General features: G+C 68.5%; 20 protein-coding genes. 10 read left to right on the top strand and 10 right to left on the bottom strand.

The window, feature by feature from the left end:
- Positions 1-75: 75 nt before the first annotated feature.
- The 5 genes from QSJ19_RS08060 to QSJ19_RS08080 all read left to right on the top strand — a co-directional run bounded on the left by QSJ19_RS08060 (position 76) and on the right by QSJ19_RS08080 (position 8,165).
- On the top strand, positions 76-1,638 hold the full coding sequence (locus QSJ19_RS08060) for a cytochrome ubiquinol oxidase subunit I (RefSeq protein WP_286319545.1): 1,563 nt from the start codon (positions 76-78) through the stop codon (positions 1,636-1,638).
- Between the two features lie 11 nt (positions 1,639-1,649).
- Positions 1,650-2,732, top strand: coding sequence for a cytochrome d ubiquinol oxidase subunit II (gene cydB, locus QSJ19_RS08065; protein ID WP_286319546.1), 1,083 nt, complete (start codon positions 1,650-1,652; stop codon positions 2,730-2,732).
- Positions 2,729-4,462 carry a thiol reductant ABC exporter subunit CydD gene (gene cydD / locus QSJ19_RS08070; RefSeq protein WP_286319547.1) on the top strand — a complete coding sequence of 578 codons (1,734 nt, stop codon included), beginning with the start codon at positions 2,729-2,731 and terminating at the stop codon, positions 4,460-4,462. Before cydB ends, cydD begins: the two co-directional genes overlap by 4 nt.
- A complete protein-coding gene (gene cydC / locus QSJ19_RS08075) occupies positions 4,455-6,329 on the top strand; it encodes a thiol reductant ABC exporter subunit CydC (protein WP_286319548.1) in 1,875 nt (624 codons plus the stop codon). Before cydD ends, cydC begins: the two co-directional genes overlap by 8 nt.
- A gap of 501 nt (positions 6,330-6,830) precedes the next feature.
- Positions 6,831-8,165, top strand: a complete 1,335-nt coding sequence (locus tag QSJ19_RS08080; RefSeq protein WP_286319549.1) for a hypothetical protein — start codon at positions 6,831-6,833, stop codon at positions 8,163-8,165.
- A 15-nt stretch (positions 8,166-8,180) separates the two neighbouring features.
- Here QSJ19_RS08080 and QSJ19_RS08085 read toward each other — a convergent pair whose 3' ends face one another.
- A complete protein-coding gene (locus QSJ19_RS08085) occupies positions 8,181-8,846 on the bottom strand; it encodes a heme-binding beta-barrel domain-containing protein (protein WP_286319550.1) in 666 nt (221 codons plus the stop codon).
- Between the two features lie 163 nt (positions 8,847-9,009).
- Here QSJ19_RS08085 and QSJ19_RS08090 point away from each other — a divergent pair, with 163 nt between their 5' ends.
- Positions 9,010-9,456 (top strand): SRPBCC family protein, encoded by a 447-nt coding sequence (locus QSJ19_RS08090; RefSeq protein ID WP_286319551.1) that lies wholly within the window; start codon positions 9,010-9,012, stop codon positions 9,454-9,456.
- Positions 9,457-9,547: 91 nt separating this feature from the next.
- On the opposite strand, the gene QSJ19_RS08095 is transcribed toward QSJ19_RS08090, so the two are convergent.
- From QSJ19_RS08095 to QSJ19_RS08105, 3 genes are all read right to left on the bottom strand, one after another.
- Positions 9,548-9,853, bottom strand: coding sequence for a DUF1416 domain-containing protein (locus tag QSJ19_RS08095; RefSeq protein WP_286319552.1), 306 nt, complete (start codon positions 9,851-9,853; stop codon positions 9,548-9,550).
- Between the two features lie 5 nt (positions 9,854-9,858).
- Positions 9,859-10,698 (bottom strand): sulfurtransferase, encoded by an 840-nt coding sequence (locus QSJ19_RS08100; protein WP_286319553.1) that lies wholly within the window; start codon positions 10,696-10,698, stop codon positions 9,859-9,861.
- A gap of 344 nt (positions 10,699-11,042) precedes the next feature.
- A complete protein-coding gene (locus tag QSJ19_RS08105) occupies positions 11,043-11,960 on the bottom strand; it encodes an LmeA family phospholipid-binding protein (protein WP_286319554.1) in 918 nt (305 codons plus the stop codon).
- Positions 11,961-12,110: 150 nt separating this feature from the next.
- Here QSJ19_RS08105 and QSJ19_RS08110 point away from each other — a divergent pair, with 150 nt between their 5' ends.
- From QSJ19_RS08110 to QSJ19_RS08125, 4 genes are all read left to right on the top strand, one after another.
- Positions 12,111-12,905, top strand: coding sequence for a winged helix-turn-helix transcriptional regulator (locus QSJ19_RS08110; protein ID WP_286319555.1), 795 nt, complete (start codon positions 12,111-12,113; stop codon positions 12,903-12,905).
- Positions 12,883-13,809, top strand: a complete 927-nt coding sequence (gene mshD, locus QSJ19_RS08115) for a mycothiol synthase (RefSeq protein WP_286319556.1) — start codon at positions 12,883-12,885, stop codon at positions 13,807-13,809. Before QSJ19_RS08110 ends, mshD begins: the two co-directional genes overlap by 23 nt.
- A 77-nt stretch (positions 13,810-13,886) precedes the next feature.
- Entirely contained in the window at positions 13,887-14,840 is a 954-nt protein-coding gene (locus QSJ19_RS08120; RefSeq protein ID WP_286319557.1) for an endonuclease/exonuclease/phosphatase family protein, read from the top strand.
- A 143-nt stretch (positions 14,841-14,983) separates the two neighbouring features.
- Positions 14,984-16,048, top strand: coding sequence for a glycosyltransferase family 2 protein (locus tag QSJ19_RS08125; RefSeq protein WP_286319558.1), 1,065 nt, complete (start codon positions 14,984-14,986; stop codon positions 16,046-16,048).
- Between the two features lie 149 nt (positions 16,049-16,197).
- Here the strand turns inward: QSJ19_RS08125 and QSJ19_RS08130 are convergent, their stop codons facing one another.
- The 6 genes from QSJ19_RS08130 to QSJ19_RS08155 form a co-directional block, all read right to left on the bottom strand.
- Positions 16,198-18,879: an alpha/beta fold hydrolase gene (locus QSJ19_RS08130; protein ID WP_286319559.1), complete on the bottom strand. Its 2,682-nt coding sequence runs from the start codon at positions 18,877-18,879 to the stop codon at positions 16,198-16,200.
- Positions 18,876-20,342, bottom strand: a complete 1,467-nt coding sequence (locus tag QSJ19_RS08135; RefSeq protein WP_286319560.1) for a lipopolysaccharide biosynthesis protein — start codon at positions 20,340-20,342, stop codon at positions 18,876-18,878. The genes QSJ19_RS08130 and QSJ19_RS08135 overlap by 4 nt, the downstream gene beginning before the upstream one ends.
- A 10-nt stretch (positions 20,343-20,352) precedes the next feature.
- The gene (locus QSJ19_RS08140) at positions 20,353-21,537 is read right to left on the bottom strand and encodes an LLM class flavin-dependent oxidoreductase (protein WP_286319674.1); all 1,185 of its coding nucleotides are present in this window, start codon (positions 21,535-21,537) and stop codon (positions 20,353-20,355) included.
- Between the two features lie 12 nt (positions 21,538-21,549).
- Positions 21,550-22,770 (bottom strand): 3-dehydroquinate synthase II family protein, encoded by a 1,221-nt coding sequence (locus QSJ19_RS08145; RefSeq protein ID WP_286319561.1) that lies wholly within the window; start codon positions 22,768-22,770, stop codon positions 21,550-21,552.
- Between the two features lie 82 nt (positions 22,771-22,852).
- Positions 22,853-23,659 carry a 2-amino-3,7-dideoxy-D-threo-hept-6-ulosonate synthase gene (locus QSJ19_RS08150; RefSeq protein WP_286319675.1) on the bottom strand — a complete coding sequence of 269 codons (807 nt, stop codon included), beginning with the start codon at positions 23,657-23,659 and terminating at the stop codon, positions 22,853-22,855.
- Between the two features lie 100 nt (positions 23,660-23,759).
- On the bottom strand, positions 23,760-24,974 hold the full coding sequence (locus QSJ19_RS08155; RefSeq protein ID WP_286319562.1) for a 4-hydroxybenzoate 3-monooxygenase: 1,215 nt from the start codon (positions 24,972-24,974) through the stop codon (positions 23,760-23,762).
- Positions 24,975-25,053: the final 79 nt, after the last annotated feature.

Consider the following 25,053-nt stretch of genomic DNA (forward strand, 5'->3'; position numbering starts at 1 on the left):
AACGGTTCGGCAGTCATCTCGACACCGGCCCAGCCGTGCACCGCAGCCCGGTGCACCGACTCTGATAGAGGCGACATGGACGCTCTTGATGTCTCCCGTTGGCAATTCGGGATCACCACCGTCTATCACTTCATCCTGGTCCCGCTGACCATCGGTCTCGCGCCGATGATCGCGGTCATGCAGACCGTTTGGCATGTCACCGGAAACGAACAGTGGCTGCGGGCCACCAAGTTCTTCGGGAAACTCTTCCTCATCAACTTCGCGCTGGGTGTGGCGACCGGCATCGTGCAGGAGTTCCAGTTCGGCATGAACTGGAGCGAGTACAGCCGGTTCGTCGCCGACGTCTTCGGCGCTCCACTTGCGCTCGAGGGACTCGTCGCGTTCTTCCTCGAGTCCACGTTCATCGGTCTGTGGATCTTCGGGTGGGGACGGTTGCCGCGTCGAGTCCACCTCGCCTGCATCTGGCTGGCGGCCATCGGGGTGAACGCATCCGCGTACTTCATCATCGCGGCCAATTCGTGGATGCAGCATCCCGTCGGCGTCGAGTGGGATCCCGTCCGAAACCGCCCTGCCATGAACGACTTCTGGGCGGTCATCACCAACAACACCACTTTGGCGGCATTCCCACACGTGATAGCCGGGGCATTCTTGACCGCGAGCACGTTCGTCGCCGCGATCGGATGCTGGTGGATGGCCCGCAACATGTGGCGCGCCAAGAAACTGCGCGAGGCCATCGAGACCGGTGACACGTCGGACATGCCGAAGACGACGTCACCGAGCCACATCGACGCCACGCCGGAGGCTCTCGAACGAGACGCCCACCAGCTGTGGCGGCCGGTGACGCGATTCGCGTTGTGGCTCACCCTGGTCGCCGGTGTCGCGCTCGTCATCACCGGGGACACCCAGGCGCAGATCATGTTCAAGCAGCAGCCGATGAAGATGGCGGCGGCCGAATCGCTCTGCGACACCGAGACCGGTGCGGGGTTCTCCGTCCTGTCGATCGGCAGGCAGAACAACTGCGACAACATCGAACACATCATCGAGATCCCCGGCATGCTGTCGTTCCTCGCGACGCACACCTTCGACTCCACCCTGCAGGGCGTGAATCAGCTGCAGGAGCAGTACGAGGAGGCGCTGCAGATGCCGAATCAGAACTTCGCGCCGAACCTGTTCGTCACCTACTGGGGATTCCGCGCGATGATCACCTGGGCGCTCGGATCGGTCGTGGTCGCCCTCGGTGGGCTGTGGCTGACCAGGAAGAAACGGGTGGTGGAATCGCGCAGATTCGGCCTCCTCGCGCTGTGGATGATCCCTACGCCGTTCCTGGCCAACAGTTCCGGTTGGATCTTCACCGAGATGGGCCGTCAGCCCTGGGTGGTCGCACCCAACTGGCAGGACGACCTCGATCCGACCCGTATCCACATGCTCGTGCAGGACGGTGTGTCCAATCACGTGGCGGCGACCGTCTGGGTGACGTTGATCGGGTTCACCCTCCTCTACGGTGCTCTCGGCGTGGTGTGGTTCATGCTCCAGCGCCGCTATGTGATCGAGGGGCCGGCGACCTACGACGCCGTGCCACCAGACGAACCGTCGGACTCCGATTCCGATGAGCCCAAGCAACTCTCGTTCGCGTATTGAGGAGACCACCCATGGGACTTCCCGAGTTCTGGTTCCTGATCATCGCGGTGCTGTTCGTCGGGTACTTCGTACTCGAGGGCTTCGACTTCGGCGTGGGCATGCTCATGCCGTTCCTCGGCTCGAGCCACACCGGCGGTGACGATCAGGTCGCGGCCGGCGACGTCCTCGCCGACCCCGACAAGCGTCGTCGTGCGATCCTCAACACCATCGGTCCGGTGTGGGACGGCAACGAGGTGTGGTTGCTGACCGCGGGTGGCGCTCTGTTCGCCGCGTTCGGTGGTTGGTATGCAACCATGTTCACGGCGTTCTATCTGCCGTTGTTCCTCATCCTGGTCGGTCTGATCACCCGGGTGTGTGCCATCGAGTGGCGCGGCAAGATCAACGATCCGAAGTGGCGGACGTGGGCCGACATCGGCATCGGTCTGGGGTCATGGATTCCGGCGATCCTGTGGGGGGTGGCCTTCGCCAACGTCATCCGCGGTCTGCCGATCGACGCCGACGCGCAGTACACGGCAGGCTTCTTCAACCTGCTGAACCCGTATGCGCTGCTCGGCGGTGCGACGACCCTGCTCGCGTTCCTCACTCACGGTGCGGTGTTCCTCGCCCTCAAGACCAACGGTGTGCTGCAGCAGGATTCGATGAAGTACGCGTCACGACTGGCGATCCCGACGCTCGTCGTCGCGGCCGCGTTCCTGCTGTGGACCCAGTTCGCCTACGGCAACGGCTGGACGTGGATCCCGGTTCTGATCGCGGCTGTCGCCGCCGTGGTCATGGTGCTCGCCACCCGACTCAAGTGGGAGGGCATCGCGTTCCTGGCGACATCGGTGGCCATCGCGGGCACCGTCGCGACCCTGTTCTCGGTGCTGTACCCGAATGTGTTGCCGTCGACCACGAATCCGGCCTACAACCTGACGATCGACAACACGTCGTCGAGTCATTACACGCTCACCATCATGACCTGGGCGGCACTGTTCATCACCCCGGTCGTCATCGGGTACCAGGCCTGGAGTTACTGGGTGTTCCGCAAGCGGATCTCGGTGGACCAGATCCCGGAGCCGAGCGGCCTGCCGTCGCTGCGCGTGCCGACTGAATGACCCGGGCAACGGTCGCCGACGACACGCTCGGTGTCGACGACGGCGGCTCGTCCGCCAGAGTCCGGACCGGGCCGATCGATCCGAGATTGATTCGGCACTCGTCGCGGGCGCGCGGGTACGTGATCGTCACCGCGGCCTTCTCGGCGGCGACGGTCATCGCGATCATCGTGACGGCGGCGATGGCCGCATCCATCGTCTCCGAGATCATCGTCGATCCGCCGGCGCGCTCGATCGCCGCCCAGCAGGTACATCTCGTCGTCCTCGCCGGGGCGCTGGGGGTGCGCGCCCTCATGAGCTTCCTGCACGATCGGTACGCCCAACGAGCGTCGGCGAGGGTGATCGCACAGTTGCGCAACCAGGCGCTCGAGGTGCTCACCGATCCGTCCCGGACGTCGCCGCGTGATCTGCTCGCACGCCGCGACCACGCGACGACGGTGCTGCTGCGCGGACTGGACAGCCTCGGGCCCTATCTGTCCGGGTACCTGCCCGCGCTGATCGTCACCGTGACCGTGACCCCGACGGTGGTCGCGGTGATCGCCGTGACCGACTGGCCGTCGGCGCTGATCATCCTGATCACGCTGCCGCTCATCCCGTTGTTCATGGTGCTGATCGGTCTGATGACCCGCGACCGGACGGCCCGCAAACTGGCCACGATGAGCCGTCTGACGGCCCAGCTGCTCGACCTCATCGCGGGACTGCCGACATTGCGTGCGATGAACCGGTCGCGCGGACCTGCCGATCGGGTCGCCGTGCTCGGCCAGGCGCATCGGCGCAGCACGATGTCGGCACTGCGCGTGGCGTTCCTGTCCGGGGCCGTCCTCGAACTGCTCGCCACCCTCTGCGTGGCCCTGGTGGCCGTCGGCATCGGCCTCCGCCTCGTGTACGGCGAGATGAGCCTGTACGCCGGGATTCTCGCGCTGATCCTGGCGCCGGAGGCCTATCACCCGTTGCGTCGGGTGGGTGCGCAGTTCCACAACTCCGCCGACGGCGTGGCGGCCGCGGGCGAGGTGATCGACCTCATCGAGGGCGCGGACGACGCACCTGCGGTGACACCGGGTACTCGCACCTGCGTGGTCGCGGGCACGCCGATCACGCTGCTGGACGTGGGCGTACACGGCAGGGACGGCTGGGCCCCCTATCGTCTCAGCGCCGTCATCCGGCCCGGTGAGCTGACCGTGCTGACCGGTCGCAACGGCGCGGGGAAGTCGACGGCGTTGCTCGCCGTCATGGGGCTGCTCAATCCGGACGAGGGGTCGGTGCTGATCGGCTCGATCTCGGTCGCCGAGCTCGACCCGGATGCGCTGCACGAACAGATGGCGTGGCTGCCCCAGCAACCCGTCGTCGTACCCGGCACCGTGGCCGACAATCTCGCGCTGTTCGGCACCCTGGACGCGGCGGCCATCCGGAGCGCCGCGGCGGCAACGGGTTTCGACGGTGTGCTGGCGTCGTTGCCCGCCGGCCCGGACACCATCCTGGGGGCCGGCGGGGTGGGATTGTCGGCCGGACAACGCCAGCGTCTGGCACTCACCCGCGTGCTCGCCTCACCGTCGCCGTTGATGCTGCTCGACGAGCCGACGGCCCACCTCGACGACGTCTCCGCGGCGCGCGTACTCGACGCACTGACCGCGCGGGCCCGTGCGGGCGACACGGTCGTCGTGATCGCCCATCAGCCGATCGCGCGGACCTTCGCCGATCAGATCATCGACGTGGGTGGAGGAGAAGGTGTCTGACGTCGAGACGGCGAGCGTCGACGGGGCCGGCCGCGATCCGTTGCGCCGCGCGTTCGCGTTCCTCAGACTCCGTGGTCGCCCGATGGTGTCGTCGGTACTGCTGGGTGTCGGAGGGGCGTTGTCGGCACTGGGCTTGGCCGCGTTGTCGGCGTGGCTGATCACCCGCGCCTGGCAGATGCCACCGGTCCTCTATCTGTCGGTCGCCATCACCGCGGTCCGCGCACTCGGCATCTCGCGCGGCGTCTTCCGTTACCTCGAACGTCTCGCCACCCACGACCTGGCGCTCGGGGCGATGGCGACTGCGCGCGAACGGATCTACCGGACGCTGGCCGCCGGGTCACCCGCCTACTCGGTGATGTTGCGGCGCGGAGATCTGCTCGCCCGGACCGGCGACGACATCGACGAGATCGGCAACGCGTTGATCCGCGGGGTCATCCCCATCGCGGTCGGCGCGGTGACCAGCGTGGCGGCCGTCGTCATCATGGCGTTGGTGTCCTTGTGGGCGGCAATCGTTCTCGCGGTCGCACTCGTGGTCAGTGGCGTCATCGCACCGTGGCTGGCCGCCCGCGGTGCCGCGACTGCGATCGCCGACGGGTCGACGGCGTCGACGCAGACCTCCGAAGCGGTGATGGCCGCACTGTGGCATGCGCCGGAACTCATCGTCGCCCGGCGCCGTGAACAGGTGCTCGCCACCGCGGCCCGGGCGGACCTCGCCGCCCGTGCGGCGGCGGACCGCGGACTGCGCCACGAGGCGGCGGCCGCCGCGGCCACCCCGCTGTCCCTGGGGGTCTCCCTGCTCGCAGCCTGCCTGATCGGTGTGCATCTGGCCTCGACGGTGTCGGGTTCGCTCGCGTCGGTGGCCTCCGGCGAGGGGCTCACCCCGATGATCCTGGGTGTGCTGATCCTGCTGCCGCTGTCCGCGTTCGAGTCGACTGCCCCGCTCACCGAGGCGGGTATCCAGCTCGAACGCAGCCGGCAGGCGGCAGCACGTGTCATGGCGCTCGTCGATCGGGCCGGTGCACCCGCGACCGCCGCCGCTGCACCTGTCGCCGCTGCACCTGTCGCCGCTGCACCTGTCGCCTCTGCGTCCGTCGCCGGGCCCGCCGAGGACGAATCGGTGACCGGCCCGTGGGATCTGCCGCCGCACACCGGGCCGGTCACCGTGTCCACGGAGGCGCTGCACTGGGGGTGGCCGGGTGGCCCCGACCTGGCCGACCAGGATCTCGTCGGCCGCGATCTCATCGGTGCCGACGGACTCACGATGCGTCTGGGGCCCGGTGAACGGATGGTGGTGGTCGGGCCGAGCGGATCGGGCAAGTCGACGCTGCTGGTCACGATCGCCGGGCTTCTCGCTTCACGTGCCGGGCGCGTCACCGTCGTCGACGACACCGGCGGCCCCGTCGATCCGCGATCCGCCGTCTGCTATTTCGCCGAAGAGGGCCACGTCTTCTCGACGACGGTCCGCGAGAACCTGCTGCTCGCGCGCGGGGACGCCGGCGACGACGACCTGATGGCGGCGCTCGACACCGTCGGCCTGCGCTCCTGGGTGGAGTCGCTGCCCGAGCGGCTCGACACCGATCTGGTCGGTGGCGGGGAGGCCGTCAGCGGCGGCCAACGTCGTCGACTGTTGCTCGCGAGAGCGCTGCTGCACCCGGCGCCCGTCGTGCTGCTCGACGAACCGACCGAACACCTCGACGCCGACGACGCGGCCGCGGTCATGCGCCGGCTCGTGGCCGCCGACGGCGGCTGGTTCGGTCGCGGGCGGACGGTCATCGTCGTCACGCATCACGTTGCGCCACACGAAGTTTCCGCGATGAACCCGGACTGCAGGCTGCTCGACATCGCGCCTGCCGCGGCAGATCGGTAAATCCGTTGCCGGTCGTCGTCGGCGAGCGTATCTTCGGCTGTACACGAGGAAGGAGGTGGTTCGAAGTTGTATGACTGTTGGACACGTGAGGTGACCATCCGCTAGCGCGGACCCCGTGGCATTCACTGCCCGGATGTGTGCCGGAGGTGTTCGGACCCCGAACCCGTACCGCACACGCCGCGCCGGCGAATACCCGATGGTCACCCGGCCCCCGCACCTCGATCCTGTCCGATCGACGTCGCCCGTCTCACGGGTGGTGCGGGGGCCGTTCCATGTCTGGGCCACGTCGTGTCCCGAAAGGTCCGTTCGTACCACATCGATGGTGTAACGCAGGTCACCCAGGGTGCGACCACCAAGTCAAGTAGTCGACTACTCGTGCTCGCGTACCGGATCTGACGTGAACTTGCCTCAGAGGCGTGATCGACCCCGATCACCCATCCCATCCGAGACCGGCCGGGATGCGAATCACTGACACGAGGATCACTTCCGAGGGAGACCGACATGACCACGACACATGCGCACGTGGTGTCCGCCGACGACTCGCTGCTCGCAGCACCCGCACCGGTGCACGAACTCCCGAGCATCGACCGGCATCTCTCCGACGGCCGCGCCGACGACCGGATCCGCGGTCGGTTCCTCACCCCCGACGACGCCGATTGGACGAACGACGGTGCGGCGACGTGGACGCCCGGTCACGTCACCGGCGTCACCTACAGCCACTCCGCCGGTTCGCGCCGGGTGATCCTGCACAACCGGGGCCACCGAGACCTCGGTGTCCTGTCGACGCCGGAACTGCCCGGCATCGACGGCACTCGCTTCACCCATGTGCCGTTGGGCGATTCGGTGGAGCTCCCGGCCGCCGAGTTCCACATCCTGCAGACCGAGCGGGTCGACGGCCGTCCCGTGTGCGTCGGACAGATCAGCGCGGCGACCGACCCGTACGGCGACGAGCCGCGGTTCGTGCTCGACGGACCGGGACCCGACGAGGTGCGCTGGGCCGACCGGGATCCGGACGGTCTGTTCTGGAAGCCGGGCGACGTCGACTTCGGCGTACCGACGTCACCCTCATTCGTCTTCGCCGACCCGGTGGCGGCGGGCGTGCATCACACTCGCGTGGACGGCGAGGTGGCCATTCACAACCGCGGCGCGGGCCCGGTCGGCGTCCTCACGGTCGGTGCCGCGGGCCCGTTGGATCTGGTGATCGCGCGGCCCGGCGAGTCGGTTCCGGTGCCGCCCGGCGATTCGGTCTGCTACGTCCAGGCGCCGCGGACCGACGGCAGCCCCACCTTGGTCGGGGTGATGTGGTTCGCCGGCGGTGAGCTGATGCCCAGCGTGCTGCCGGTCCCCGGACGTCGGGAGTATCTCGACTACCACTTCCTGACCCCCTGGAGCGCCGACTGGGACTGCGGCTATCCCCAGCAGATCTATCTCGACGCCGAGGCGTCCGGGGTGACCTATCAATACCGCACGGGCGCGGAGACGATGACGATCCGCAACACCGGCGAGGAGTCCGTCGCGGTGCTGTTCAACCGTGGCGAGGAGCGTGCGGTCGCCGAGATCGGACCGCGCACGGCGATGACCTTCCCGGTACGGGCTGACGCCGACGCCGGACAGGTGTTCTCGGTGGTCGGGGAGCGAGTCGACAGCAGGCCGGGGCGGTCGGCGTCGTTCGCGACGTCCGGCGCCGTGATCCCGGGCACCAGCGGGAAACCCGGTACCGCAACGAATTACGGCTCCGTGGTGATCATGCTGGGGACCGTCGTGTACAGCGCGATCCCGAAGAAGAATCTCTATCTGGCGTGGTCGGATCGCCGGTGGTTGCGTCGCGGCCGGTGACGCAGGCCGATGCGGTCAGCCCGCGTAGCGGCGGAGTTTGGCCGACAGTCGCGGGATGAGATCACCGTCGGCGTCGACGCGTTCCTCGACGTAGGCGAGATCGCCGTCCTCGACCAGACCGTAGAGCCGCTTGGCCCCGCCGGTCCGCCGTCCGGAATCGGCCTTGATCACGACGTCGGTCGCCAGTTCCCAGGAGGTCTGGGTCAGTGGCCGACCGTAGAACAGTTCGATCGACCCCTCGGCGTGCGCGAGGAGGAGTTCGATCGAGTCGTCCTCACCGATCCGCCAATATCCGGTCTCGCGAAGATCCGGTCGCACGAACCGCGCGTCCTCGTCGATGACCCAGGAACGCGACTGCCAGTTCAGGAAGTTCTGGCCGTCGTGGCTGATGATGATCTGCTGCGCGAAGTGATAATCCTCGCCGCTCTCCGGGTCGTTGCCCTCGCCCTCGCCCTGCCACACCCCGACCATCGGCAGGAGGGCGAGCAGCCCGGAGTGCAAGTCGGCGCCCTGACGCAGATTGGCGGTGTCGTGGGGGAGCGGGAGCTCACCCCACTCGGGAAGGTTGCGTTCGGCGGTCTCCTTGGCGCGCTCGGCCGCCCGGTTGATCGCCTCGTCGCCGGATCGGCGGAGGTCCGACCGACCGTTCTCGTCGTTGCTGTCCGCGTCGGCGGAGGTCACGACTCGTCGGTGATCAGACGGTAGAGGACGTAGACACCGAACCAGGCGATCAGGATCGACGCCAGGATCAGGAGGATCTCGAAGAATATGACCACGATGGGCAGTTTACCGCGCGCGCCGGACGCTCTCGACCTGAGGTCGGGTGATGCGATTGGATGAGCAGATGACCGATGACACGCGCATCTCGACGGCATCCCGACTCATCTCGGCGGCGCCGGAGGAGATCTTCGAGCTGATCGCCGACCCGACCCGCCAACCGGAATGGGACGGCAACGACAACCTGGCGGAGGCCGCCCCCGGACAGCGGGTGACCGGTGTCGGCGACGTGTTCGCCATGACCCTCACCAACGGTCAGGTGCGCGAGAACCACGTCGTCGAGTTCGAGGAGGGGCGCCTCATCGCATGGCGCCCGGCCGAACCCTCTGCTGCGCCGGTCGGTCACCTGTGGCGCTGGGCGATCACGCCGGAGGAGGGCGGCAGTCGCGTCGTTCACACCTACGACTGGACCGACCTGCACGACCCCAACCGTCTGCCCAGGGCGCGCGAGACCACCCCCGACCGCCTGCGGGCCTCGCTCGATCGCCTGGCGGAGCGCGCCGAACGCGGCTGACCCGGGGACGCCGGAGCCCCGGAGGGAACAGACGACTCAGGGCCCGGTCACCGTGCGGCGACCGGGCCCTGAGGCCGGGGATGTCCGGAGGTTACTTCGCGACGACGATGTCGTGCTCGTGGACCCCGGGGCCGTCCGGCGAGATGGTCACGTCGCCGTTGCCGACCGAGGACAGCGCACGCAGTGTCCACGTACCGGGGGCGGCGAAGAACCGGAAGTCGCCGGTCGGGCTCGCCACGACCTCGGCGGTGAACTCACCGGTCGAGTCGAGGAGCCGGACGAAGGCGCCGGCGACCGGGGTGCCGGACGAGTCGTTGACCTGCCCGGTCAGGACGGTCTCCTTCTCGACGTCGACGCCTGCCGGCAGCTTCTGTCCCTGCTTGGGTGCAGCACACATGATGATTACTTTCCTTCTCCGAGCTCGATCGGGACGCCGATCAGCGAGCCGTATTCGGTCCAGCTGCCGTCGTAGTTCTTCACGTTCTGCTGGCCGAGCAGTTCCTTCAGCACGAACCAGGTGTGGCTCGAGCGCTCGCCGATACGGCAGTACGCGATGGTGTCCTTGGAGCCGTCGAGGCCGGCCTCGTCGTAGAGCGCCTTGAGGTCGTCGTCGCTCTTGAAGGTGCCGTCCTCGTTGGCCGCCTTGCTCCACGGCACGTTGATGGCACCGGGGATGTGGCCGGGACGCTGGCTCTGCTCCTGCGGCAGGTGGGCCGGCGCGAGGATCTTGCCCGAGAACTCGTCAGGGCTGCGGACGTCGACCAGGTTCTTGACGCCGATGTCGGCGACGACCTCGTCGCGGAACGCGCGGATGGTCAGGTCGGGCTCGCCGGCCTTGTAGGTGGTGGCCGGACGGCTCACGGCGTCCGTGCTCAGCGGGCGCCCGTCGAGTTCCCACTTCTTGCGGCCGCCGTCGAGGAGCTTGACGTCGTTGTGGCCGTACAGCTTGAAGTACCAGTAGGCGTAGGCGGCGAACCAGTTGTTGTTGCCGCCGTAGAGCACCACGGTGTCGTCGTTGGAGATGCCGCGCTCGGACAGCAGTGCGCCGAACTGCTCGGCGTTCACGAAGTCACGACGGACCGGATCCTGCAGATCGGTCTTCCAGTCGAGCTTCACGGCGCCGGCGATGTGCCCACCGTCGTAGGCGGAGGTGTCCTCGTCGACCTCGACGAAGACGACACCATCGGTGGTGAGGTTCTGCTCAGCCCAATCGGCGCTGACCAGGACGTCGGAACGTGCCATGGTTGATCCTTCCCGGATTCCTTGTAGGACATTGATTTCGATGGGGATTCGAGGTGATGTCGACCGGTTGATCCGTCACGCACCGCGCTCACCGACGAAGACTCGGATCAGACGCGAGGTGGGAGGAGGACATGCAGAGAACCGCACCGGCCGCCATCGTCGCGGTGAACGCGCCGACGAGGCGCCGCGTTCACTGTCTAACGACAGCAACAATCGGCGACGCGACAGAAGTCGATCGCACGACGGCGAGTGAGCATGAACTCACGGCGCAGTTGCATGCGGACCAGGGTACTAGAGACGCACCGGCGGCCCCAACCCCGCCCCGCGGCGCCCCCCGGTGCAACTCAGAACTCGTCAGGCCGCAGGTCGCGGGGCCCGTCGTCGCCGGCGAGCAGAACGTCGCTGCCTTCACTGTGCGCGCCGGTGGGGGCGACATCCCATGGCATGGGTAGAGCGGGGAGGGTCGCGGTGAACGCGGACAGCACATTCTCGCGGAGATCATCGGCCACCTCGTCGTCCGCGTGGCGTTCGGGGCCGCGGTAGAAGTCGGTCGCCTGCACATGCAGCCGCCCGCCGACGACGGACAGGTCGACGAGGACGCTGACCCGCGCGGTCGGACCATCGTACGTCGATGCCGACGGCGGGTCCGTGGATGCGCGCGCCGATGGCAGCGGGACGGTCCCGGTCAGTACGACTCCGCTCGATCGCCGGAGCAACCCGTCGCCGGGCCCCCCGCCACCCGCCTTGTCGGTCGGGGCAGGGGTGCTGACGGTGAGGTCGACGATCCCCAGCATGCGGCCCAGGTTCACCGAGTCCAGCCGGGTGTACGCGCTCAGGGAGTCGGTGTGCACGATGTCACTCGATGCGATCGAGAAGCCGTCCGGGACTGTGATCGGGCCCAGGGTGGCGCCGAGTTCGGCGTGACAGCGCTCGCGCGGCGGGCACGCCACCGGCACGCCGCGGGCGGTGATGACCGCGCCGGTGAACCGGTCGGTGCGTGCATGCGTGACAAAGGGAAAGCCGCTGATGGTGACCTCGGGTTCGTAGGTCAGATGCGGGGATGCCAGCAACGCACGCGAGAAGCCGTGTTCCGTGCGCATGGCGGTGACGGTGTCGGTGAGGAGCACGGCGACTGTGACCACGATCACTGCGATGATGCCGACCCCGAGTATGCGATGCCCGGGGTGTGACCGACCTCGCGCGGCCCGGGTGCGCCCGCCTCGGCCTCCCCTGAGCGCCTTGTTGACAGCGGATCCCGACATTGGCGCTATTCTGTCACCTATCGCGCACACGTTGGTAAGGCGGCGTAAACAATGCGTCGCCGCGCGAACCGCGACGGGACGGTCGGAGATCATGGGCCGAAACGGTGCGGAGACGACCGGACCGGGGAACGAACGAGATCGGAGTTGTTCATGGATCTCTTGCTGTTGACAGCCGATCCGAACCCGGAATCCGTCCTGCCCTCGCTATCTCTGCTCGCGCACACGGTTCGGGTCGCGCCGACCGAGGTGTCGTCCCTGATGGAGGCCGGCAACGCCGACGTCGCCATCGTGGACGCCCGTACCGATCTCGCAGCTGCGCGTGGACTGTGTCGCCTGCTGGGCAGTACCGGATCGTCGGTGCCGGTGGCGGCCGTACTGACCGAGGGTGGACTCGTCGCGGTGAACGCCGACTGGGGACTCGACGAGTTCCTGCTACCCGGCACCGGGCCTGCGGAACTCGATGCGCGCCTTCGGTTGCTCGTCGTGCGCACCAGGGGGATGACCACCGAGGAGGCCAGCGGGAAGGTCACTCTCGGCGAGCTCATCATCGACGAGGGCACCTATACCGCCCGACTGCGCGGGCGTCCTCTCGATCTCACCTACAAGGAGTTCGAGCTGCTGAAGTACCTCGCCCAGAACGCGGGGCGTGTCTTCACCAGAGCTCAACTGCTGCAAGAGGTCTGGGGATACGACTTCTTCGGCGGCACGCGCACCGTGGATGTGCACGTCCGGCGCCTGCGCGCGAAACTCGGTGCCGAGCACGAATCCCTGATCGGCACCGTTCGCAACGTCGGCTACAAGGCAGTGCGTCCGAATCGGGGCCGCGCGGCAGGCGGTGGTGGCGATCTCGATGTCGTCGTCGACGATGAGGACGACGATCTCGATCCCGATGATCTCGACGGCCCGTTCGACGAGGAGTTCAGTGCCAGCGCCAACGGAAACTGATCCGGCCGGCCCCGCCCCGGCGGTCCACGATCGGCTCACCCCGGATGTCGCGGACTTCGCGCGCGGTCTCGTCACGGCCGCCACCGACTCCGACGGGGTGTCGCCGCTGGCCGAGCAGGCGATTCACGCGATGGGCTCCGGCGCGGAAGACGGTGTGCGTCATGTCGTCTCCGATGTGGGATATGCGAATGTGGTGGCCGGCCGGGATGGTGAACCGGCGATGGTCGAGGCGGTGGTGAGCCCGGACGCCCGACGTCGTGGCCACGGCCGGGCGCTGCTGACCGTGGCCTTCGACGTCGCCCGCGACCTCGTCGCCGATCCGGCGCCGCGTGCCTGGGCGCACGGCGATCTGCCCGGCGCCGTAGCGCTGGCCGCGTCGCTGGGTCTGCGTCGGCGACGCGAACTCCTGCAGCTCCGACGGCCGTTGGGGCCCGAGGCCGACGAGCTCCCCGCGCTCGCGGTCGGCGACTCGCTCGTGCTGCGCACGTACGCCGGGTCGGCCGACGACGCCGAGATCCTCCGGGTCAACAATGCGGCTTTCGACTGGCACCCCGAGCAAGGCGGATGGACGACGGCGCAGATCGCCGAGCGCGTGAACAGCTCGTGGTTCGATCCCGAAGGCCTGTTCCTGGCCTTCGACACCGGGGATCCGCGGCGGCTCCTCGGATTCCACTGGACCAAACGTCACGATGCCGAACTCGGTGAGGTCTACATCGTCGGGGTCGACCCCGACGCCCAGGGTCGCGGACTCGGCCGGCTCCTGACCCTCGCCGGACTGCATCACCTCGCCGACCGGGGCCTGAGCGAGGTCGAACTCTACGTCGAGGGCGACAACACCGCGGCCCTGCACACCTATGACCGGCTCGGGTTCACGCAGTACGCCATCGACGTCGCCTACGGCTGAGCGGCCCCACCGACACGGTGCCGCCGCGGGCCGACGCGGTGGAAACCGTTGACGGCGACCATGACAGGATCGACCGCATGCGTGGACTGGTTCGACTGCTCGGGTGGGGTGCGGTCGTCGTCGCGATCGCGGGGATCGCGGCCCACCATTCCGGTCTGGTCAGTAATCTCGCGTCCCGTGTGGCGTCGTTCACGCCGGTGCTGATCCTCGTCGGCGTCCTCGGTCTGGTGCTGTTGCTGTTCGCGCGCGCCTGGATCTCCGCGGCGGTCGCCGTGCTCGTCGTCGCCGTCGGCGTTCTGTCACAGGCTCCGCTGTATCGCGGGGTGGACGAACAGGTCTCGGACTCGGACCTGACCGTGATGCAGGCGAACATCTTTCTCGGGCGGGCCGACCCGGACGCACTGGTGTCGCGGGTGCGTGACTCCGACGTCGACGTCCTGACGGTGATCGAGCTGACGCCCGATGCGGTGGGGGCCCTCGAGCGCGCCGGACTGCGCCGGGCGCTGCCGTTCGCGTTCCTGCATCCGCGCGACGGTGGAGGCGGCGCGGGAATCTATGCGCGGGCCCCGCTCACCGACGGGCAGCTCCTGCGCGGTTTCGAGCTGTCGAATCTCCATGCGCGACTCTCGTTTCCGAACCGAAGGCCCATATCGGTGTATGCACTGCACCCTCTGCCGCCGTATCCCGAGCCGTCGTGGCGCTGGGATGCCGAGCTCCGCGAGTTGCGGTCGATCCTCTCCGCCGACGCGGCGCCGCTGATCATCGGCGCCGACGCCAACTCGACCTACGATCACCGCGCCTTCCGGCTGTTGCTGTCGGGCTCCGACGCACCGGACTCACCCCAACTGACCGACGCCGCAGAGCACCTCGGATCGGGCATCGTCGCGACCTATCCCGCCGGCCGGCCCTATCCCTCGCTGCTCGCGCTGGACCGGGTGCTGACCCGCAACGGTCCGACACCGACCTCGTTTCGACGGATCGATCTACCGGGCTCCGATCATCATGGAGTGCTCGCGACCGTGCGGCTGTGAGCATCCGGGAGCGGTGGTCACGGAGCCGGCGAATGGCCATCGGCCTGTCGGTGACTCGTCTCACCGGCCCCGAACTGGGACGATGACGCAGGTTAGGTTACCCTTTCTCCATCGGTGTCCGGCAGGGAGAAAGTGACCACGGCGTGCTCAATGGTGATCGGAGCACGCCGACGATACATCTGTCAGAGCACGTCGGGACAGAGCGGCTGTCGCTGTCGGTCGTCATCCCGATCCACCGGAGCGAGCGGTACATCCGCGAGTGCCTCGATGCCGTCCTCGCCCAGGAACATCCTGTCGATCAGGTCGTGCTCGTCGACGACCTCGGTGGAGATCGTTCCATCGAGATCGCCGTCGAGGTCCTGACCGCGGCGCGTGTCGACCACACCGTGGTCCGCCAGGACCGCAATCGGGGCGCCGGTTGTGCACGCAACGCCGGGGTCGCGGCCGCGTCCGGACAGGTCGTCTGGTTCTTCGACAGCGACGACCTCGCCGACCCGGCGTTCACCCGGATCATGGTCGACGCACTCACCGACCTCGACGCCGACGTCGCCGCCTGCCGCACAGCGCTCGTCGGCCCGGACGGACGCGCGCGAGGGGTTCTGGAGGACGCGGCGCCGAACGGCGCGGTCACCGGTTCGGGATTCGTCGAATTGTTGGTGACCGGCACGGTGAAGGCGCTGCCCGGTGGACACGTCTTCCGGCGAGACGTCCTCGGTGCCGCCCCGTGGGACGAGCGTCGCGCGTATGAGGACATGGTCGCGACGGCGCGCATGGCCCTGCGTTCGGATCGGGTGGCCATGGTGGGCGTCGCCCTGTATCGATACCGGCAGCGCGCGGACTCGGTGTCGCGCACGGTGAACGGCCACACCTTGGGTCTGTTCGAGATGGGCGATGAGATGTCGGAGGTGATCGACACGATCGCGGCTGGTCGGCGTCGTCGCCGACTCCGACGACGCTTCGCCTATCGCGAGGTGCTGATCCCGGCGGCCCACATGGCGATGCGCGCCCGCCACGACGGCGCCGCCGGCGGAGAGGTGATCGACGGACTCCTCGTCGGCGCCCGTGAACGCAGCTCCCTGCGCGATGTCGTGCCCTTGCTGGCCGACCGGCAGGTCCGGTCGGCGGTCTTCGCCGCCGGGATCGTCCTCACCCCGAATCTGTACTCGCGCATCCTTTGCCGGCGCCCGGATCACGTGCATCTGGGCTGATCCCCGGAAGCCAGACGTGGCGACGATACTGCAGCGGAATGTGAAGGCGGGGACGACAACAATTGTCGCCCCGGCCTTCTCGTGCTGCACGCGTATACGCGGCGCCGACCACTGCGGTCGACGCCGACCGCGTTCACCCCGGCCGAGGCTCAGTGGAGGTCGAGGGACTCGCTCATTGCGTCGATGACCTCGGTGATGTGCGGTGCCCGGATGATCGACATGTGGTCGCAGTCGAGTCGTCGGACGGTGAGGTCGCCGGTCGTGATGTGCTCGGACCAGATCCGCGGGTCGTCGTGGTTCTCGCTGCCCTGCACCAGCAGCACCCGGCCGTCGTAGGGCCGGGGCCGGTGGAGCAGGCCGACGCGTCGACCGACCTCCTCCATCGCGCCGGCGGCCGCGACCGGCGACATCGGGACGATCCCGGCGAGCGGCAGACGCGCACGCCGGCGCCACAGTTCGGCGCGCGGGAGCGGTGCCTCGTCCGGGGTCACGGTCAGATCGGGGGTGCTGTCGCGGACCGCTCCGGTCACCCGCGGGGGCACGAAGGTGTCCAGGACGACCACCATGTCGACCTGCTCGCCGGCGGCACGCAGTCGCCGGGCGGTCTCCAGGGCAAGGAACCCGCCGAGCGAATGGCCCACGAGCACATAGGGGCCGGACGGTTGCAGTCGACGGAGGTCACGGAGATGACGGCGGACCGCGCGGTCGATCGTCCAATCGGGAAGGCCGCGGTTGTCGAGTCCGTGGGGCTGGAAGGCGTGGACCGAGCCGATGGCGTCGAGGTGTGACAAATGGTCGGCGAGCGGTACGAACGCCAGGGCTGATGCCCCGGCACCGGTGTAGCAGAACACCGTCCGGCCCTCCGCGGCGCGCAGACGGATGGTGGTCGGGGCGAGACCGCCGCGCGGACGTCGACGCGGGCCGGACCGGTGGGCGCTCGCGGCGACGGCCATCTCGGCGACGGTCGGTGCGCCGGCCGCTTCCGACTGGGTGAGGGCGACGCCCAGCTGCTCGGTGATCTGCACCAGGATCTGCTGCACGGTCAGCGAATCCGCGCCCAGCGCATAGATGTTCTCGGTGCGGCCGATGGTGTCGAGATGGAGTTCGCGTGCCCAGATGTGGGCGATCGCCGCCTCGAGGTGCCCGCGGGGCTGCTCGATGACACGCCGCGGTGCGGGCAGCGCGGCCCGGTCCACCTTGCCGCGCGCGGTCCTCGGGAGTTCGGACAGCTCGACGATCGTCGCCGGCACCATCCATGGCGGCAGCGTCTCGTGCAGCCGCGTACGCAACTCCGACGGTGCCGGGGTGCGCACTCGACCGTTCGGCACCACGTAGGCGACGAGAGTCGCGTCGGGAGCGGTCGGTGCGGATCGTCCAGCGGGCGGCTCCGGTGCCTCATCGGCCGCAGCATTCGCGGTGTCGGCGGCGGTGCCGGTCTGCTGCGCGATCACGACCACCTCGGCGATGTCGCCGTCGGCCAACAACGCCCGTTCGATCTCCGCGGGCTCGACGAGGTAGCCGCGGATCTTGACCGCGTTGTCGGCGCGACCACGCAGATGCAGGATACCTTCGGCTAGCTCGCCTCGGTCGCTCATCCGGAAGATGCTGCGGCCCAGGGAGTCCCGCTCGAAATGTCCGGTGTCCGACGTGGGATCCAGATAGCCGAGCGCGAGGTACGGCGACGACACCACGATCCGTCCGTCGGTGTCGATGTCGATGAGCTTCTCGGGGGCGGCGTGTCCGGCCGGGAGGATTCCCGCGGGGATCGTGTCGCCCTGACGCACATCGAAGTACGCGAGGGCCGAGGTCTCCGACGACCCGACCCAGTTGGTCACCGTGAGATGTGGTGAGCGGTCCAGGGCTGCGCGGGCGACGTCGCCGGGGAGGGCCTCGCCGGTGGTGATGACGCGTCCGAGACCGGTCCACGCGCGGTGGTCACGACCGCTGATGCCGCTGAGGGCGCGCAGCAGCGAGGGGGTCATGAACGCGATCGTCGCGCCCGCATCGGACATCTGGTCGAGCAACTGCTCCGGCGAGGTCGACCGGGGATCGATCGCGGTCACCTCGGCACCGTTGAGGAGCGAGCCGATCAGGACGTTGAGGCCCGCCCCGAAACTGATCGGCAGGCAGAGCGCCACCCGCCGGCCGGGCCCGATTCCGAAGGGCCCGTTCATCAGATCGGCGTCGCACAGCCACATGGCGTTGGGATGCAGGACGCCCTTGGGGGTTCCGGTGGACCCCGAGGTGAACTGAATGCTGGTGACGGCGTGCGACTCGTCGTGTGCCCGCGATGCGGCGGCTCTGGCGACGGAATTCGCGGCGTCGGTCGACAGCTCGTCGACGCGGCGTATCTCGAGGGTGTCGTCGGCGGCCTGCCGTGCGACGGCCAGGTGGGCGTCGTCGGCGATGATCATCGCGGGCGGACGTCCGTGCCGGCGCAGTTGATCGAGGATGACCCGCACGCGCTCCGCCGGGAGCGCCGGATCCATCGCGACGATCGGCCGCCGGGACAGGAAGACTCCGAGAACGACGGCCACCGCGTCGCCGGACATGGCCACCTGCACGACGACCGGCTGATCGCCCGGTGCGGTGGTCGAGTCGATCGCCGAGCAGATTCGTCGAGCCCGGTCGAGCAGGGTGCGATAGCCGATGCCCTCGGTGGTGCCCGCGTCAGCGGTCCGCAGCGCGACGGCGTCGCCATACGTCTCGGCGGCCGCCGCCATCCGGCCGGCGACGCTCGTCGAGCGTCCGCTCTCGCCGCGGGGACGGCGGATCGCGGGGTGTGCCGTGGACGCGATGTCGGTGTGCTCGACGGGAATGCGTGTCGTCACTCTGTCTTCTCCGGATGTGCTGGCTCGTGCTCTGCTGTGGGGGATGCTGCTGTCGGGGATGCCGGTGTCGCGGAGGCCGGTGTGTCCGGATACGGCCATAGCACCACGGCCGGACGCTCCGGTGTGGCGCGATGTCGTCCCGGGGCGACCGGGTTCTCGTCGTCCTCGTGACCGTGTCTGACGTCACGACGCGCGCTGGTGCGCAGGGCCCGGCGGATCATCCGGATGCCGGGGATGGCGACGATGGCGGCGATGATGACGTCGGCGGTCAGGTACACGTACGCGACGCCGATGATTCCCCAGTGGTCGGTGCTGAAGGCGATGCCGGTGACGACGACGACGCCGAACACGACCTGCGTGATGACGGCGAGGCGCAGCCGGCGCTCGACGCGGGCGAGCGCGGTGTAGATGGTGACGAACGCGACCGTCGGCAACGTCAGTGCCATCAGTCGGATGAGGTCGGTGCCCTCGGCGGCGTATTGCGGACCCATGATCGACAGAATCCACGGTGCGGTCACGACGAGTGCGACGCATCCGACGATGCTCGCGCCACCGCAGAGTGCGATGAAACGCAGCGTCGCCTGTCGCAGATCGGTGCCCGGCTCGGATGCGGTCGCCACGAACGGCGCTGCGGTGGCGTTGAGCAGGACCGCCGCCGTGCTGATGACGAGCCAGCAGATGGTGAAGTACGCGTTCATCTCCGCGCCGAGACGCGCCACGATGACGAGCGGCACGACGAGCGGCACGACCACTCCGACCGCGGTCATCGCGAACGAACCGGCGTAGAAGTGGACGATCTCGGTGCGGCGCGGCAGGATCGACGGTCCGGTCATCGCGCGGGCGCCGTCGCGGATCGCGGTCATCCCGATCCACAGCGAGATCGCCGCGGCGGGAAGCACCCACGCCCAGACGACGGCGGACCCGGTGCCGAGGGGGATCAGTGCGGCCACCAGGATCAGCTTGATCGTCGACTGCGTGATGTTCTTGGTGGCGACGGTGCGCGACCGGCCCAGACCGATCAGCATCGAATCCTGGATGGCGAAGATGCCCAGTACGACGACGAACGCCGGGTACAGCCACGCCTGGGTGCTCGAGGTGAACAGGGTGTCGCGCGGTCCGAGGAGCACGAAGCCGACGCCGAGGACGGCGGCGGTCGCGATGATGACCGACCGCCCGAGCACGAGCAGGCGATGCGCGCGACCCCCGGCGACCGGCAGGAATCGCTCGTACAGGCTGTTGATGCTGAGATTCGACAGCGTCGCCAGCAGTGTGGCCGAGGAGATGATGGCCGAGGCACGACCGACCTCCGCGGTGGTGTAGCCGCGGGCGGCGATGGTCCAGAACACGAATCCGAGGGCGCCCGTGGCGAGACTCGACGTCATGATGGCCACGATGTCGACGCCGAGCCCGCCGGATTCCCGGCGCAGCAGTGACCGACCGCGGTTGTCCGTCGTGGCCGTCACCGGCGCGCCGTCATCGCGTGACGCCGACAGCCCGCGCCGGAGCCTGTCGGAGGAGCAGTGGCAGCAAGAGGTCGGCGGCGATCTCGGCCTCGGCGGCCAGCGGCCATCCGGACAGGATCCACACGTCGATCCCGGCCCGGCGGGCGACCGCCGACATCGCCGCCGCCACGTTCTCGGCGCTGCCGACGAAGTAGGTGCCGGTGCCCTTGCCGGCGATGTCGAACGGCGGCTCGGCCGCGGTCCACGTCGTGAGTCCGGCAGCCATGTTGGGCGCGAACTCGAGATCGGCACGACCCGGCAGCCGCCCTGCGCGGAGGGCCTCGATCCGACCCTGCACCTGCGGGTTGTCGCTCCGGATCTCGTCGAGGCCGGGGTAGCCGAAGCTGCGCAGGTTGCGGTCGGCGGTGGCCAGCACGGTCTCCGGCCGGGTCCGGCCCAGTTGCCACTCGAAACGCTCCCACGCCTCGTCGTCGGTCTCTCGCACGATCACGCTGGCGAGCACCCCGAAGCGCAGGGTCCGTCCACGTTCCGCGGCCGCCAGGCGGACCCGATCGAAGAGTCCGGTGAGGGCGGCGGGTTCGGACATGAACGACAGGTAGACGTCGAGGACCTCGGCGGCGTGGGCGATGCCCTCGGATGACGCGCCGGTACCCCACACCTCGATGCCGCCCGGCTGCCGCGGTCCGGGGATCGGCGGCTTGTATCGCGGACCGTAGGAGAAGAACTCGCCGTCGAACGGTTCGACGTCGTCCAGGTAGAGCCGCTTGACCTGGGTCCAGTACTCGGCCGACACCCGATAGCGTTCCGCCTTCGACCCGAAACGGCCATATCGGTGCAGGACGGGATCGGCTCCGTTGACCTGGTTGTAGATCAACCGGCCGCCCGAGTACTGATCGAAGACCTGCGCCTCCTCGGCGAGCAGCACCGGTGGCTTCACGCCGGGGTACTCGGGGATCAGGAACCGCAGATTCTGGGTGTCGGCGACGAGCGAGATCGCCTCGCGGGCCGTCGTGAGCGCCCCGTAGTAGCCGAGTCGGTCGAGCGTGCGCGCCTGATGGCGGATCACGTCGAACGTCGGTGGGACCCGGTGCGACGGTTCCCAGGGGACGTCACCGTCGGTCGGGTTGATGTACCAGAGGACCTGCGGGGCGGTCTGTTCCGAATCCGCGTCGCGCTCGGGTGCGAGTGCGGAGATGCTCACGACGACCTACCGCTCGTCGCAGAACTCGGTGATGGGCAGTCCGACGTGGCGCGACTCCGCGGGCGCGTAGCCGAGGAGCTTGTCGCCGGGCTTCAGGTCGGTGACATTGTTGACCGACCCGCCGGGGCCGAGGAGACGGACATGCCAGTCGTCCTGGGCGATGACGTTGACCTTGCGGCCGTCCGGTGCGGTCGCCGAGACGGAGATCAGCGGGCGCCGTTCGATCTTCACACGGCCGATGCGGACCTCCCGGACTTCCCCGGTGCTGCGGATCGCCAGGATCGGCTGACCGGCCTGCAATTCGCTGACATAGCGGGTGCGGTTGTCGGGCACCAGGACATAGGAGTGCACCGCGCCGGCGTTCCACCGGAACGGCCGGGTCGGCATGTACGGGAGCGGATGGGTCTCGCTGCACGACAGGAACATCCCGGTGGAGAACGAACCGATCAGGCAGCCCTCGTCCTTCTCCAGCAACGAGCAGGTGTCGATGCACGCGCGCTCACCCATGCCGATGTGTTCGACCTTGGTGACGGTGAGTTCGGCCAGCTCGATGCGATCGGCAGTGGGTCGGATGACCTCGGCGAGAGTTGCCACGTCGTCGGCCGAGCGCGGACTCAGCAGCAGACCGTCGGAGCCGTGTTCGAGGACCAGTTTGACGATCTCCGCGTCCTCGATGTCGTTGACGACGGTCACGGTGCGGCCACCGGAGTTCTCGGCGGCCGCGATGACGATCTCGAGCGGGATCTTCGTGGGGTCGGTGAAGGTCAGCACCGTCCAGGGTGCACGACGGACGATCTCGCAGGCATGACGCAGGGTGTCGGCGTCCGAGACCACCACGTGCACACCGGCCTCCGTGGAGGGCCCGGCGTCGACGAGGACGTTCTCGTCGTCACCGGAATGCACACCGAGGACGACGTCGACGGTCGCGGCGACGTCGGTGTCGACAGCCGGCGCGGGGACGGCGAGCACACGGCGCACCGTCGGCGGGAGGTCGGCGAGCACCTCCGGGTCGTCGCTGACGATGCCGCTGATGCGGTGATGGATGGCGGCCTGCACCAGGGCGTCCCGGAGGTGATCGGACACACCGCGGATGTCGATCCAGGCGAGGTGTTCACGGCGGGACGGGGTTCCGGTTGCGGCGTAGGCGGTGTCCGAGGTGACGGTGTCCGAGGTGACTGCGGACAGCGGGGTGATGTCGTCGGTGACGATGTCGGTGGAGGTGCTCACGATGGTCTTTCTGGCTGTCGGGACAGAGGCTTCGGTGGTTGTCCGGCCGTGATCGACTGTCGGTCGGGTGGGCCGTTGCGGTTCAGGCGAGTTCGAGTGCCGGGGTCAGCGGCCGGGCCGGTATCGCCTCGCGATGCAGCCGGTCGGCCAGTGTGGAGGCGACCCGGTGCGGATGCTCGGCGCCGAAGATCAGCCGACCGAAACTGAGTCCGGCCACCCGTGATTCGACGACCTGCAGACCGAAGTCGATCGCGGCATCGTCGGATGCGGTGGCCGGCCCGCCGGCGACGAGGATCGGCAGCGGACACGTGTCGACGACCGCGTTCATCTTCTGCGACGACCCGGCATAGTCGAGTTTGACGATGTCTGCCCCCAGATCGGTGGCGATGGCGCCGAGATGGGAGAGCGTGGCCACCGATGTGTTGCCGGTATCGGCGATACCGCCACGTGCGTACATCATCGCGAGGAGCGGGACCCCGAGACGGTCGCACTCGGCAGCGACCACGCCGAGATCGGTCAGCTGCTCGGATTCGGTGGGAGCACCGACGTTCACGTGCACACTCACCGCGTCGGCGCCGAGGGCGAGGCATTCCTCCACCGAACCGACGAGGACCTTGCGCGTCTGGTCGACGGCGAGGCTGGTGCCGGCCGAGAGATGCACGATCAGGCCCATCGACCCGAAGCGGGACGGGGTGATGGTACGCGCACGGCCCTTGTGGACGATCAGCGCGTCGGCGCCCGCTCGTTCCAGCACGGCGGCGGTCTGATCGGCGTGCGTCGAGGCACCCAGGGGTCCGATCGTGACCGAGTGGTCCATCGGCACCACCAGAGCGCGGCGACTGGCCGTGCCGAAGATGCGTGAGAGCCGGATCTGCTTGCCCGACAACATGTGCCGACGGGACTCGTGGTTGTCGATCACATCGTTCTCCGATCGGTGGAGGCGGTTGCCGGGGAGGTCGAGGACGGGGAGCCGAGAGTGGAGGTGCCGGTCATGCCGACACCAGCTCGGGTTGCCAGGAGGTGGGGAACGGCAGTCCCAGGTAGACCTCACCCAGGGCGCGTTCCTCGTCGGCCGACGACGTCCACCGCTGCAGCCGCGCCCGGCGCAGCTGCCAGTCGAACTCACCCTCGCCGAGGCGGTGGAGGGTGGTGGTCAGGTTCCACGAGAACGCCTGTGCCTGCCAGATTCTCGGTAGTGCGGTCGCCGAATAGGCATCCAACGCGGAGCGGTCGGCGAGGGCGTACCAGGTGCCCAGGGCGTGAGACAGGACGCAGGCGTCGGAGACCGCGAGATTCAGGCCCTTCGCGCCGGTGGGCGGGACGATGTGCGCGGCGTCGCCGAGCAGGAACAGGGAGCCCTGCTGCATCGGATCGGTGACCACGCTGCGCAGCGGTGCCAGCGATCGTTCGATGATCTCGCCCGTCTCGAGTTCCGGGTGGTCGTCGGCGGCGCTGCGGCGGCGCAGCTCCGTCCAGATCCGCTCGTCGGACCAGTCGGCCAGGTCGGTGTCGGCGGGTACCTGCAGATACTGCCGGGTCAGTTCCGGCCCCCGCATGCTGTGCACCGACAGACCATCCGGGTGCGCGCAGTACATGCCCTCGTCGGTGACCGGGGTGGTGCGGGCCAGGATGCCCAGCCAGGCAAACGGATACGACCGGTCCATGACGCGGATGGCGGTCGGGTCGACGACCTGCCGGCAGACGCCGTGGAACCCGTCGCAACCGGCGACGAAGTCGGCTGCGATGCGTGTGCGTGATCCGTCGTGGGTGAACTCGACGGTGGGGTGATCGGTGTCGATCTCACCGAGCGAGACGTCGTCGGCGTCGAAGTACAGCGGACGGGCGGTCGCCCGTCGGGCGTCGATCAGGTCGGCCACGAGTTCGGTCTGCCCGTAGACGAACGCGTGTCGACCGAGGTGACGGTGGAAGTCGAGATGGTGAGTGGTGCGGTCGAACCGGATGTAGAAGCCGTCGTGCACCAGAGCCTCTCGGTGCAGGCGGTCGGCGAGTCCGATCTCGGTGAGCAGGTCGACGGTGGTCTGCTCGACAACACCCGCACGGATCCGCGCCCGGACGTGGCTTTCGGATTGCCGTTCCACCACGACGGTGTCGATGCCCTGCAGATGCAGCATGTGTGCCAGGATCAGGCCGGCCGGGCCGGCGCCGACGATGGCGACCTGGCACCGTATCTCGTTGTCAATCATGTCTTCTCGATCTGGGAGTGCAGTGCTGAGGAGTGCAATGCGGGAGTGCAGCGCTGATGAGTGCGGTGCGGGAGAGTGC

This window comes from Gordonia sp. ABSL11-1 (assembly GCF_030315685.1).
Taxonomy (GTDB): domain Bacteria; phylum Actinomycetota; class Actinomycetes; order Mycobacteriales; family Mycobacteriaceae; genus Gordonia.

Excerpts from the sequence above, each read along its gene's own strand:
- QSJ19_RS08060 (WP_286319545.1), top strand. The coding sequence starts at position 76 with ATGGACGCTCTTGATGTCTCCCGTTGGCAATTCGGGATCACCACCGTC.
- cydB (WP_286319546.1), top strand. The coding sequence starts at position 1,650 with ATGGGACTTCCCGAGTTCTGGTTCCTGATCATCGCGGTGCTGTTCGTC.
- cydD (WP_286319547.1), top strand. The coding sequence starts at position 2,729 with ATGACCCGGGCAACGGTCGCCGACGACACGCTCGGTGTCGACGACGGC.
- QSJ19_RS08080 (WP_286319549.1), top strand. The coding sequence starts at position 6,831 with ATGACCACGACACATGCGCACGTGGTGTCCGCCGACGACTCGCTGCTC.
- QSJ19_RS08090 (WP_286319551.1), top strand. The coding sequence starts at position 9,010 with ATGACCGATGACACGCGCATCTCGACGGCATCCCGACTCATCTCGGCG.
- QSJ19_RS08095 (WP_286319552.1), bottom strand. The coding sequence starts at position 9,853 with ATGTGTGCTGCACCCAAGCAGGGACAGAAGCTGCCGGCAGGCGTCGAC.
- QSJ19_RS08100 (WP_286319553.1), bottom strand. The coding sequence starts at position 10,698 with ATGGCACGTTCCGACGTCCTGGTCAGCGCCGATTGGGCTGAGCAGAAC.
- QSJ19_RS08105 (WP_286319554.1), bottom strand. The coding sequence starts at position 11,960 with ATGTCGGGATCCGCTGTCAACAAGGCGCTCAGGGGAGGCCGAGGCGGG.
- QSJ19_RS08110 (WP_286319555.1), top strand. The coding sequence starts at position 12,111 with ATGGATCTCTTGCTGTTGACAGCCGATCCGAACCCGGAATCCGTCCTG.
- QSJ19_RS08120 (WP_286319557.1), top strand. The coding sequence starts at position 13,887 with ATGCGTGGACTGGTTCGACTGCTCGGGTGGGGTGCGGTCGTCGTCGCG.
- QSJ19_RS08150 (WP_286319675.1), bottom strand. The coding sequence starts at position 23,659 with ATGTTGTCGGGCAAGCAGATCCGGCTCTCACGCATCTTCGGCACGGCC.
- QSJ19_RS08155 (WP_286319562.1), bottom strand. The coding sequence starts at position 24,974 with ATGATTGACAACGAGATACGGTGCCAGGTCGCCATCGTCGGCGCCGGC.